Genomic DNA, 11,859 nt, shown 5'->3' with positions numbered 1-11,859 from the left:
AGTCAGCAAAATGGAAGAAGTATGACTGGAATCATTACTCCGCTGATCTCTGTGTTTGGCATTATGCTCGCAGGTTCACTGGTACAGAAAAGCAAAATCCTGCCGGATGGTACGGATGCGGCGCTCAATCAATATGTTTACTACATAGCTTTTCCGGCCGTTATGATGATAGTGCTGGCAAGAACTTCTTTCGAGGAGATCTTCCAGTGGCATTTCATCGTCGGTTTCAGCGTGGCAATGATGCTGACCTACCTGCTGGTGTTGCTGATTTCCGGCTGTTTCAGGGCGGGTCAAGGGGTAGGGGCAATTCGCGCCTTGAATGCCACCTTTGGCAATACCGCCTTTATCGGTATCCCCATGATGATGATAGTCTACCCGGGAAACCAGCTGGCGCTGGCCGCGGCGGCCATTGCCAGCCTGTTGTCTGTGGTGATGTTTGCCGTGGCACTGGTGTCGCTGGAGCTTGCCAGAGATACAGAAAATAAGGCGCATCCTTTGCTGATAATTGTTGAAGCGCTGGCGAAAAACCCGATTGTTATCGGCAGCGCCCTGGGCGTTGCCGTCTCGGCGTCCGGTATGGCTCTGCCGGATGGGATAGAGATGATGATAAGCCAGATAGGCGCCACCTCCAGTCCCTGCGCCCTGTTTGCCATAGGTATGGTGTTGGCCAAGGCGACCCGGGTTCGCGGCGCCACCCGCTTACCTGGGCCTTGGCAGTTGGCCGAGCTCTTTGGCATCAACGCCTGCAAGCTGCTACTGCAACCTCTGCTGGCTTATCTATTATTGAAAGCCATGGGGATCAGCGGCACCAATCTGCAGATGGGGGTTATTCTTGCGGCCCTGCCTACGGCAGCGAGTGTATACTTACTGGCGCAGCGTTATGACACCAAGGCCGGGGTCAGTGCCCAGGGGATATTAGTGGGCACGCTGATCACCTTTATCAGTTTGCCTTTGATAGCGGCATGGGCCGTCTAGGGAAGAACACAGGGAATAATTAATCGACAGATATTTACTGTATAAAAAATCAGTATATACTGTTTATCAATACAGTGTTTTGGGAATTCATTATGCTTTGCCAACTCAGCATCAATAACTTTGCCATAGTGCGTTTTCTGGAGCTGGACTTCCGTCCGGGAATGACCAGTATTACCGGCGAGACCGGGGCGGGTAAATCCATTGCCATCGATGCCCTGGGGCTTTGTCTCGGTAACCGGGCCGATGCCGCCAGTGTGCGCCCCGGTGCCAGCAAGACAGAAGTCAGTGCCCGTTTCTCTCTGGCGGATGTCCCTCTGGCCAAGCGTTGGCTGGAAGATAATGATCTTGAACTCGAAGATGAATGTATTCTCCGGCGCACCATTGGCAGCGATGGCCGCTCCCGCGCCTATATCAATGGTAACCCTGTGCCGCTGACTCAGCTCAAGGCCTTGGGGCCCTTGCTGGTGGGGATCCACGGCCAGCATGCCCATCACGCCATGCTCAAGACAGAGCAGCAACTTTACCTGCTGGACAGCTATGCCAATCATAAGCTGTTGCTCGATGGTGTCAGCAGTGCCTATCAGCGTTATCGCCAAATCGAGCAGGAACTGCGGCAACTGGTGTTGTCGCAGCAGGAGAGAATCGCCCGCAAGCAGTTACTCAGCTATCAGGTGGAAGAGCTCAACGACTTTGCCCTCGGGGAGCATGAATTTGCCGAGATAGAGCAGGAGCACAAGCGTCTGGCCAACAGTACGGCGCTGATCGAGTCCTGTCAGTTGGCCTTGATGCTGCTCAGTGAGGGCGAAGAGGCCAACATAGAGTCATTGCTGAACCGGGCCGTGCATATCAGTGCCGAGCTGGAGGGTGTCGATTCTGAGCTGGCCAATGTCGGCAGCATGCTCAACGATGCCCTGATCCAGGTGCAGGAAAGCAGTAGCGAACTGCAGCGCTATCTGGACAAACTCGAGTTGGACCCTGAACACTTTGCCATGCTGGAGGCGCGACTTTCCAAGGCGATGCAATTGGCGCGCAAGCATCAGGTGATGCCCTCAGAGTTGTATCAACACCATCAGCAGTTGCTGACCGAACTGGGTAGCCTCGACTCAGATGAGCAGAAGCTCGAAGAGATAGAGCAGCAATTGGAAGCCAGCAAACAGAATTATCTGACCCAGGCGCAGAAACTCAGTCAGAGCCGCAGCCGCTATGCCAAAGAGTTGGACAAGTTGGTCACGGCTTCCATCCATGAACTCAATATGCCCAAGGGCAAGTTCAGCATAGCGGTGGAGTTCAGCCCTGAGCAGATGTCGGTCAACGGCAGTGACAGGGTTGAGTTTCTGGTGACCACTAACCCGGGGCAGCCACTGCAGAGTCTGGCCAAGGTGGCCTCTGGGGGCGAGCTTTCCCGTATCGGCCTGGGTATTCAGGTAATAACCGCCCGTAAGGTGGCAACCCCGACACTGATTTTTGACGAGGTGGACGTGGGGATTTCCGGACCAACGGCCGCCGTGGTGGGCCGCATGTTGCGCACCCTGGGAGAATCGACTCAGGTGTTGTGTGTGACTCATCTGCCGCAGGTGGCAGGTAACGGCCATCAGCATATGTTTGTTGCCAAACATGCCAAGGGCAGTGGTACTGAAACCTCTATGGTGGCACTGGATAAAGAGCAGCGGGTACAGGAGCTGGCTCGGCTGCTTGGCGGCGATACCATCACCAGCAATACCCTGGCCAACGCCCGTGAGCTGCTGAGTAGTTAAGCTCAAGGCAGTTAACAAGTCAGTTAATCCAAGAACGGCGCCCACATGGGCTACCTGTTGTACGTGTCAGATCCCAAGCTCAGTGATCCGGACAAAAAGGCGATAGGAAGCGCCCTGGCTCGCAGCAAGGGGCGGGTAACTTTCGTAATATGTTTATCAACATTCCGGATGGCAAAGAGAAGGGGATCCAGGTGATCCCCATCGGCGACTTTTCTTCCAAAGATCAATTTGTCAGCGCCAAGAACATCAGCGCCCAGGATGTGTTGACGGCCAACCGCTTTCCGGCCGGGATGGCGGGGATTATTCCCCAGGGCGCGGCAGGACTTGGGGATCCCCTCAAAACCAACGATGTCTATCAGAGCAATGAAGTGCTGCCACTGGCGCGTGATATTGTGGAGTTCATCAACAGTGACCCCGAGCTGGCTAAGCTAGGATCACTGAGTGTGCGTGAACCCGGTCAAGTATGACAAAGCCACACGGCAGGGAAGCGGTGGCTTCACAAGGAGAGTACTTTGGATCTGTTTCTAGGCCATTGATATATCTTTATAAGCTCAATCATTACTGAACAATTGTTTGGTTCAAAGGTGTTTGATGCCGTTGTAATTACCTCGGTTAGTGTTGGGGTGTTAAACTCGGTTAGGTCATTGATTTTACGGATCGCAATGTCCATAGGGATAATGTCTCTGTTTTCCCAAGCCTTGTGAAAAAAGTCATAAACTTCACTGTCAACGGTATCCATTGCACTAAGACGCTTGTCGATTAACTCAGCATATTGAAGCAACAGTTCATATATTGGTGTTTTTGCTAAGTGAGCGTGCAAGGCTTCTGCCGCTTGAACATCATCTCTATCGTAAGACATGGTGGTTACCTTGAGATTTGTAGTCGATAGCTATCATTCTAGCTACTGTTTTCAGCATGCAGATCTTTTTTGACATAGAGCGCATTGGTCTGATAACCAAGCATGATAAATATTCGTCACTTAAGAGCTCGTGTGGGATGGTTTGAGAAAACGCCTATTTTATGGTTATAGTAGGGCTAATCGTAGGTATTCAAGGAGCATGTATGAAAGGAAGCACAATAGCAGATACTGCTAAAGCTCTATCCTCAGAATGTGGAATGAGCGTTAGCACGATTTCCCCACTACTATTGACCGAAGTATTCGACAATGTTGAAGAGTCTGTTGTTGTAACTGATACTGCACGCCGAATTATCTATGTTAACTCAGCAACAGAGCGTCTATTTGGGTACAAAAAAAGTGAGTTGTACGGCAAGGAAACGAAAGTCTTTTACGCAAAGGAAGAAGACTTCTCAATACAGGGGAAAAAACGCTTTAATGTTGCCAGTAAAGCTGCTGCTGAGAATTATCGGGTTCCCTATCTTCGTGCTGATGGCGAGTCTTTCCTTGGGTTAACTACAGGCGCCGTCATGCGTTCCAAAGATGGTGATGTTGTCGGATTTATCGGAATTATCAGGCCGGCACGATCTGCAGACCAATCATTGGATACCTTACAAAAGATCCACAACATCACTGCTGATGTTGTATTGAATCAAGATCAAAAGATTCATGAATTACTTAAAGTAGGTCTTGAGCACTTTGGTTTGGAAATCGCGATTATTTCTCATATCATTAAAAAAGACTATATAGTTGAATATTGTGTTGACCTCAATGAAGGTCTAGAAGAATCAACAGTATTCAATATTGATGGGACTTATTGTGTTCATACACTAAAAGAAAATAAAACGGTTGGGTTTCACTATGTGAGAGAAAGCAGAATTAAACATCATCCGTGTTATGAGAGTTTTAAACTGGAATCATATATAGGAACCCCTATATATTTAGATGGTGGGCTGTATGGTACGTTGAATTTTTCAAGTGTTTCTCCAACAGATCCATTTTCCAAAGACGATTACATTTTAATGGAGTCGCTCGCCGATACCATTGGCTATCTTCTCTTTAAGAAAAAGTTGGAAGAGGAGCTTGCCGCTTTGGCGAGAACTGATGAATTGACAGGGTTACCAAACCGGCGGGCAACATTAGAACGTTTAAGTGAAAGTATAGAGCTCTCTCTTCGTTCTGGCATTGGTTTATGTGTCCTTTCTATCGATCTGGATCACTTCAAAAGTATTAATGATACTTATGGGCATGCTGCCGGTGATGCGGCACTCGTTAAATTTGCATGTGTTGCTTCGGGGATGGGACGCAAGTCTGATTTTTGTGGTCGTCTTGGAGGTGAAGAATTCCTCTTTGTTCTTCCTGGTATAGAATTGAAATCTGGTCTTGAGTTTGGTAATAGGTTAAGGGAACGTCTCAAGTCTGAGCCATTAACTCTAGATACTGGAGAAGTCATTACCATAAAGATAAGTGCGGGACTGGCAAAGTTTGAAACCAAAGAGTCAATAGATAGTTTTCTTGCTAGAGCAGATGAAGCTATGTACGCAGCTAAACAAGGAGGAAGGGACCGTGTTTGTGCACATGGCCCAACGTAGCTTGAATTAAGTAACTCCTTATCGGTTTCCCAGCTCTCACATGGACTCCTAAGTTGATTAGCGCCATCTCTGCATAGTGGCTGCGAGTTTTGTCACTTTCTTCGTTGTAACGGGCGCTATGGTGCCAAATGACCAAGTTGTGTTTAATGCCATCCTCAAAGGCCTGCTTGCCCTTGAGAATGTCATCAGCTTATGAGGCAATCACCGATTAACTGCCATTTGCCATTTTGGGCTTCTTCCTGTGACAACAACACTTTATCATGGGTCTCGAATGCCTTTTGCTTAAAATTAGTCTTCTGATTAATCATTTTCTTTTCGCCGGATACAGTTAAGGTTTGTCGAGCCTCACCATCACAAATCAGATTGAGTTTCTTGCCAATAACATCAAATACATTCTCATAACCTGAGCAAGCCAAGATTGTAACTCCTTCCGATAGTTCAAATTTTTCCTGTATATTCATTTATCTGTCCTTGATAAAAAATTTCCTGACTTGCAAGATATCCTATGAATGTAATACTTTTCTGTGAGGCAGTTCTCGTAATAATCTCGGATTGTTCAGCTTTGCTTGTGACTGAGAATGCTAAGAATTGTTTGGTGCTTAAAATTCCAAGGGGATAAAGTTAAGTGCTTTATTATTCGTTTCCAAAGGCTGCATTCATGATTTTATAGCTATCGAACAACAATTTTATCAATTCTATGAGTGTCTATATACATCTTATCCTTCTGATATACAAGATTGTCAACGTTTAACTCGTAAGTTGTAAATCTATCGCCTAGCATCTCTGTTTGAAATACTCTTTGAGACATTCTTCGTAAGAAGTGGTACTCTGGGCGTGTGTGTAATAAATGTATGTAAATGATCTTGTGTCCATAATCTTTGGTCCAATATATCAATGAGTTAAATACGTCTTTTCCAATACCCCAGCAAGTATTATCAAGCACTATTGCGATCTCAAATCCTAACTCTGATGATTGAATACCGCACCAACCAACTAAAATTCCATCAGTTTCGATGGCTCTAACGATACAACCATCGATTTTATCTTCATTTAGCTTTTCATCAATCCAACTCCTAACTGATGAAGAATCAAATTCATCATGGGTTATAAGATGATTACGAGTACTTACTTTGTTTAATATTGGTATAAATTCCTCTGGATTAATTTTATCGAGAGAAATGAAGTTAATACTGCTCATTAATTACTCCATATAGTATTACTTATAGTGTCATCTGAAGTCTTCACTAAACAGCATTGGCTAAGTAATGCATTAAAGTTGCGATTTGACGAGTCTCTCTTGTTTGCTTTTAATTCGTAATTTGTGGCGTGACTTGATTAGGTTTTTTGCATATAAGTCCTGCCTTAACCATGCTATTTCGGTCATGAATACTGGACAGGAAACTAATAACAGCATCCATAAAGGGTATTCTAACAGGACAGTTAATGGTCCCATTGTGACAAGAACAAGAAGTAATGCACAGGTTCCCATAAATACCAAGAAATATGCATGAGCCTTCATTGATTGAAAAGAGACCTCATCGGGGTTTCTTCTAGCCGACTTCAACTTTCGTAACTCTTTTAACCTACTGCCTCTCAGCAGTGATTTGACACGTGGAGGCAGGTGCTTAAAAACGTACTGAAGAGCAAAAGTTAATACCACACTTGCTATAACAGCTGGCTCTGTAAATGCTTTCATTATTTCGTACATGATTTCCTTTCATTAGCAATGGTCGGTAGTGAGTTGGTCCAGCCACGCGATAGTGATGCTGCCTATGATTGATGGTTGCACTTTCCTAAGAACTCTACCAGCTATCACTACATAAAACGAGCGCGAAAAATTGCACTGATATTCGTATTTTGCTGAAAGATGGAAGTAGTCACCATGTATCAAGCTATAAACCTCCCGCTCATCTGAATTGTTACTTGTTGCTACTGTTTGCCACCTGCGGCCATTAAGGGGATAAGGGAGAGTGCAAGCTAATCCTGTCGTTCACTATCTCCCCCAGGTATTTACTCCATTGTTGCCCTAACTTGGTTGAATATCCCTTCATCCAACTCGATACCGATGAAGTGTCGGCCTAGTGCCTTGCAGGCTTTTCCGGTAGAGCCTGAACCCATGAAGCAATCCAAGACAACGTCTCCGGGGCGACTGCTGGCGTTAATGATGTGCTCGAGCATGGCTGCGGGTTTTTCACAGGGATGCTTGCCTGGGTAGTAGGGCACAGCTGGGTAGTGCCAAACATCGGTAAACGGTACATCTTTGGATACCGTGAATGGCCGGCGCAAGTGCTGGTACTGTGCTTTCAAGTCGTCAAATTCTTGTGCCAAACCTTGGTATTGGCGCTGCAGCGCCACAAATTCAGTCTCCAGCCTCAGTTTCCAGCGTATCATAGTCCTGTTCCAGCGCCTTTTGAGTAAACAAGGCCTGCAGCTTTTGATACTGCTCTGCATTGGGTAACTGCCACTGCGAAGCGGTAAACCAATGGCTGGCCATCTGGGTTCCGGTGGCTTGATTGATCTCTTTGTTGGTGACGCCGGTGCGGGCTTTTTCTTCTTTGAAGTAATCAATCAAGGGGCAAACACATGCTGGCGCAGCGCTTTGCACTTTTCGTAGTAGCCACTGCTGCCCTTGGCAAAGCCTTCAGCACCCTAGTGCTCGCACATAATGATCCGCTCAGTTGCTCGGTGGTTGATTGCAGCCCTGGGTTGAGTGTGTTGATGTGACCAGGTTGCCACGAACGTATGACCACAGTAGGGAACCGTGCAGGTGCAGTACATCTTGGCATAATATGGGATCGCATCCTTGGTGCTTTGGATAATGGCGTGACGGACGATTTTCCCCGTCTTTGCTATGACTTGCGGCCTTTGGGTGAAGTGCTTTTTCGCTGTGAGCCTTTATCGGCGCTTTTTCCCCCTGCGCCGCCTTTTCCCGCCTTTCTCTCTTTGGTTTTTCCTTCAGCGGCTTTTCCATCAGTAGCTTGGCGGGAAGCCGTTTGAGCCTTTTGGCTCCCGGTCTGCAGTGGTTTATTGGCGGTTGTTTCGGTGTCTGTTGCGTCAGCAATTTTCGGCTGTGGCAATATCCCCAACTCTTCAAAGAAATTGATCTGCCTTCTCAGCTCAAATAAAGAGCCGGTACGGCTGGTCTGGCCTATGGTCAGGGTCCAGCTGTCTGTGAGGCCGTCGGTATTGCTGAGGATATAGCCACGATAAACAAGCTTACGCATCTTATTGAGCGCTGATCCCTATGTTAGATACGCCGCTCATGACGATTTCCTTGCGCAGTGCTTTGACAAACTCCGCCGTTATCTGCGGGTTTTCCTCGATTATTTCCAGCAAGGATCCCTGCAATTCGCGCTCTTCCTGCATCACTTCGTGGTTGAATACAAACTCGTCCAATGCTTCACCATCCAATTCGGGATCGGCTATGGCTTCGATATAGTGGGCCACGGTACCGGATGACAGCTTGGAGATATTGGTGATGTCGTCTTCCACCTTGCTTTCCAGTGCGCCCAGCAGTGAACTGAGTGCCACAGCGGCATCCATCGCCGGGTAGGCTCCATAGGCGTCGAATTGGGTCGGCTCCGGGGTGTTTTCTTCCAGTTTTGCCATCTGCAGTTCAAGGTTCAGCTTGAGTTTGCGGTCATATAAAGACTGCCACAACAGGTTGAGTACCGTATCCAATACCTGGGGATCGCCGAATTCACACACCTCGGAAAATAGTTGGTAGTTGGGGTACATACGCTGGCACAGCGCCACGGCAAAGAGTTTCTTTTGTGGCAGTTCCAGCGCCTTTAGGCGTTTAAAGAAGCCCGGTTTAGTTGTCATCGGTTAAATCCATCGAAAGTTGGGATATCACTTGTTTTGCCGCAGATTCTACCTTAGTTAACTCATCAAGTAACTCCAGTATTTCCGGCTCCAGCTCGGCAATGCTGCTGCCTTGTTTGAGACCGCCTTCCACGGTTTGACAGAGTTTTTGCAACGTCGGTACGCCGCAGTAGCAACAGGCACCGTGCAGTTTGTGGACACTGGCCTGCATTTTGGCGGCGTCATCCTGCTCCAGCGATTCCTGGATGTTGCTGGTGGTGTCCGGCATGGAGTCAATTAGCATTCTGAGCATATCCAGCGCCAGATCCTGTTTCTGATTGGCCTGGGTAAGACACAGCTCCCAGTTGAGGGTGTGCTGGTCAAAATGGGTAAACTTGGGCCGGGTAATCCAGCGGCTGATCACTCCTTTCAGTGCGGCTTCATCTATGGGCTTGGGCAGGTAGCCATCCATGCCGCTATTGAGGATCCGCTCGCGCTCCTCATTGATGGCGTGGGCGGTTACCGCAATGATGGGGGTATTGCGGTTCAACGAGTCCTGACGAATGAGCCGGGTGGCGGTAATGCCATCGGTTCCCGGCATCTGGATATCCATAAAAATCAAATCAAAGCTGCGCTGTTTGGCCAGATTCACCGCTTGCTCGCCATTACTGGCGGTGGTCACCCCTGTAACCAATTCATCGAGCAGGGTGTCAATCAGCTTGAGATTGGCCGGGTTGTCATCCACCGCCAGCACATTGAGTTTGTGGCGCTGCTGCGGCTCAACCAGCTTGGGCAGGGCGGGCTTGAGTTCAGATTCCTGTGGCAGATAAATCATGTTGCGTGCCATCAGGTATTCGCTGGCAGGAATGCTCAGAACAAGGTCTACCACAGGGCGAATATAGCGCTCCAGTGCCTCTTGATCATGGCAGTCGAACAGCGCAATAAGGGCCTCGGTCACTTGTCTGGCACTCTTGAGCACTGCCTGCAACTGAGTCGGGCCATCGAAACCATGACAGCCGAGCAGCACATAGTGGAAATGCGCCTTGTCTTGAGCAAGCTCGGCTTCCAATTGCGGCACAGTGTGAACACTGTTGACCTGCATCTGCCATTGTTGCAGACGGCGGTTGAGCACAGAGCGGGTCAAGGGCCTGGGTTCAAACAGTAATACCGTCTTGCCTCTGAGCTGCTCCAGTGGCAGCGGTTCACCTATCGGGAACTGGCTGGTCATCAGTGGCAGGGTAAACCAGAAGGTGGAGCCTTTACCCACCCGGGAGCTAAAGCCTATCTGGCCGCCCATCTGGTTAATGAGGCGTTTGGTGATCACCAGCCCAAGGCCGGTACCGCCGAAGCGGCGTGAGATAGATGAATCGGCCTGGCCGAACGCCTGAAACAGCAACTCCTGCTGGCTTTCTTCAATGCCAATACCTGTATCTGACACCTCACAGTGAAGCAGCAACTTGTCTTCCTTGATGTTGCTGATATCCACCTTCAACAGCACGCTGCCCTGATCGGTAAACTTGATGGCATTGCCCACCAGATTGGTGATGATCTGACCCACCCGCATGGCATCGCCGCTGACGGCATCCGGCACTTCCGGGGCCACATCCACCACAAGTTCCAGCCCCTTCTCGTGGGCAGAACCGGCCAGCAGCATCATGGTGTCATCCAGGGTTTCCCTGAGGGCAAACGGCATGGTTTCCAGCACCATTTTGCCGGCTTCCAACTTGGAGAAGTCGAGGATGTCGTTAATGATACTCAGCAGGTTGGTGGCACTGCGTTCAATGGTGCGAATATATTCCATCTGGCTGGCGTGCAGCGGCGTTTTCAATAGTTGACGGGCAAAACCTATCACGCCATTGAGCGGCGTTCTCAGTTCGTGGGACATGTTGGCCAAAAATTCAGATTTTATTCGGCTGGCTTCTAGTGCCCGTTTCTTGGCCAAGTCCAGTTCAACGTTCTGAATTTCAATCTGCTCCAGGGTTTCCCTGAGATCCGAGGTCGCCTGATCGATATTCTGCTGCATCTCGTCATGGTATTCCGACAAGGAGCCCGCCATGGCGTTAATCCCCCGTTTGAGCAGATCCAGCTCACCGATGAGATTGCCCTCCAGCCGGGTATCCAGCTTGCCCTCGCGGATTTTGGCCACCACCCGCACCATGTCTGTGATTGGCTGAGTCACATTCTTTACCAAACGGAAGGTGAACAGCAGATTCAGCTGCACCCCGATAAGCACTATGATAAAAGCCGCCACCGCGGCTCTGTGCTGTTCCAGCAGCGCCTTTTCCTTGTTTAGCAGCAAAGAGATATAACCCAGAGGTTTCTCATTGAAGCCGGGAGCATCGTCTACCGCCAACAGACTGCCGGCGGCGAAAATAGGCGCTCTCAGCACCAGACTGTCGCCTACCTGATCGTACTCGGTGCGGGCCAGATCCGAGATGGCACCCTTGTAGCGCATAATCTCAAAGTCTTTGTGATAGTGGGAGGTGACAAACAGTTGATTGTCGGCATCGAAGATGGCGATGGATTTCACCAAGGTCGACTTGTTGAGCTGAGCCGCGGCGAGTAGGCGTTTGGTGGCCTCGCGGTTATTGGCGGCCAGGCCTACCTCACTGGCGATAGCCAGCGGCTCTATGATATTGCTGCCCTGTTCTATGAGCGTATCTTCAAGCTCATAAAAGCGATTTATGGTAAAGTAACTGCCCAGAAGAATACCGACCAAAATGGTAGGAGCCAGGGCCAATACCAGCACCCAGGATCTGAGGCTGTACTTGGTCATGTTATTCGCACTGTTCATGGGCGGTATAGGTATTCCAGATAGTTTGTTTTACGGCTATAGATA

12 protein-coding genes are annotated in these 11,859 nt (G+C 49.0%); 4 read left to right on the top strand and 8 right to left on the bottom strand.

The window, feature by feature from the left end; all coding sequences use genetic code 11:
* The first annotated feature begins 21 nt into the window (after positions 1-21).
* The 3 genes from E1N14_RS14920 (at position 22) to E1N14_RS14910 (ending at position 3,196) form a co-directional block, all read left to right on the top strand.
* Entirely contained in the window at positions 22-975 is a 954-nt protein-coding gene (locus E1N14_RS14920) for an AEC family transporter (protein WP_025011644.1), read from the top strand.
* Positions 976-1,067: 92 nt separating this feature from the next.
* Positions 1,068-2,729 (top strand): DNA repair protein RecN, encoded by a 1,662-nt coding sequence (gene recN / locus E1N14_RS14915; RefSeq protein ID WP_062793900.1) that lies wholly within the window; start codon positions 1,068-1,070, stop codon positions 2,727-2,729.
* A gap of 149 nt (positions 2,730-2,878) precedes the next feature.
* Positions 2,879-3,196: a phage portal family protein gene (locus tag E1N14_RS14910; RefSeq protein WP_025011645.1), complete on the top strand. Its 318-nt coding sequence runs from the start codon at positions 2,879-2,881 to the stop codon at positions 3,194-3,196.
* A 29-nt stretch (positions 3,197-3,225) separates the two neighbouring features.
* Here E1N14_RS14910 and E1N14_RS14905 read toward each other — a convergent pair whose 3' ends face one another.
* A complete protein-coding gene (locus tag E1N14_RS14905) occupies positions 3,226-3,588 on the bottom strand; it encodes a hypothetical protein (protein WP_025011646.1) in 363 nt (120 codons plus the stop codon).
* A 203-nt stretch (positions 3,589-3,791) separates the two neighbouring features.
* Here E1N14_RS14905 and E1N14_RS14900 point away from each other — a divergent pair, with 203 nt between their 5' ends.
* Complete coding sequence (locus E1N14_RS14900) at positions 3,792-5,216, top strand: bifunctional diguanylate cyclase/phosphodiesterase (protein WP_025011647.1); 1,425 nt, start codon at positions 3,792-3,794, stop codon at positions 5,214-5,216.
* A 185-nt stretch (positions 5,217-5,401) separates the two neighbouring features.
* Here E1N14_RS14900 and E1N14_RS14895 read toward each other — a convergent pair whose 3' ends face one another.
* The 7 genes from E1N14_RS14895 to barA form a co-directional block, all read right to left on the bottom strand.
* Positions 5,402-5,677, bottom strand: a complete 276-nt coding sequence (locus tag E1N14_RS14895) for a hypothetical protein (protein WP_025011648.1) — start codon at positions 5,675-5,677, stop codon at positions 5,402-5,404.
* A gap of 209 nt (positions 5,678-5,886) precedes the next feature.
* Positions 5,887-6,414 (bottom strand): hypothetical protein, encoded by a 528-nt coding sequence (locus E1N14_RS14890; protein ID WP_025011649.1) that lies wholly within the window; start codon positions 6,412-6,414, stop codon positions 5,887-5,889.
* A gap of 812 nt (positions 6,415-7,226) precedes the next feature.
* Positions 7,227-7,607, bottom strand: a complete 381-nt coding sequence (locus E1N14_RS14885; protein WP_025011651.1) for a DNA methyltransferase — start codon at positions 7,605-7,607, stop codon at positions 7,227-7,229.
* On the bottom strand, positions 7,576-7,788 hold the full coding sequence (locus E1N14_RS14880; protein WP_025011652.1) for a hypothetical protein: 213 nt from the start codon (positions 7,786-7,788) through the stop codon (positions 7,576-7,578). Before E1N14_RS14880 ends, E1N14_RS14885 begins: the two co-directional genes overlap by 32 nt.
* 277 nt (positions 7,789-8,065) lie before the next feature.
* Positions 8,066-8,440 (bottom strand): DUF3319 domain-containing protein, encoded by a 375-nt coding sequence (locus tag E1N14_RS22195; protein ID WP_025011653.1) that lies wholly within the window; start codon positions 8,438-8,440, stop codon positions 8,066-8,068.
* Position 8,441: 1 nt separating this feature from the next.
* The gene (locus E1N14_RS14870; RefSeq protein WP_045283864.1) at positions 8,442-9,041 is read right to left on the bottom strand and encodes a YjaG family protein; all 600 of its coding nucleotides are present in this window, start codon (positions 9,039-9,041) and stop codon (positions 8,442-8,444) included.
* Entirely contained in the window at positions 9,031-11,814 is a 2,784-nt protein-coding gene (gene barA / locus E1N14_RS14865; RefSeq protein ID WP_025011654.1) for a two-component sensor histidine kinase BarA, read from the bottom strand. The genes E1N14_RS14870 and barA overlap by 11 nt, the downstream gene beginning before the upstream one ends.
* Positions 11,815-11,859: the final 45 nt, after the last annotated feature.

The sequence above is a fragment of the Shewanella algae genome (genome assembly GCF_009183365.2).
Classification (GTDB): domain Bacteria; phylum Pseudomonadota; class Gammaproteobacteria; order Enterobacterales; family Shewanellaceae; genus Shewanella; species Shewanella algae.
The sequence above is the reverse complement of the archived record's forward strand: the minus strand, read 5'-3'. Positions and strand labels throughout refer to the sequence as shown.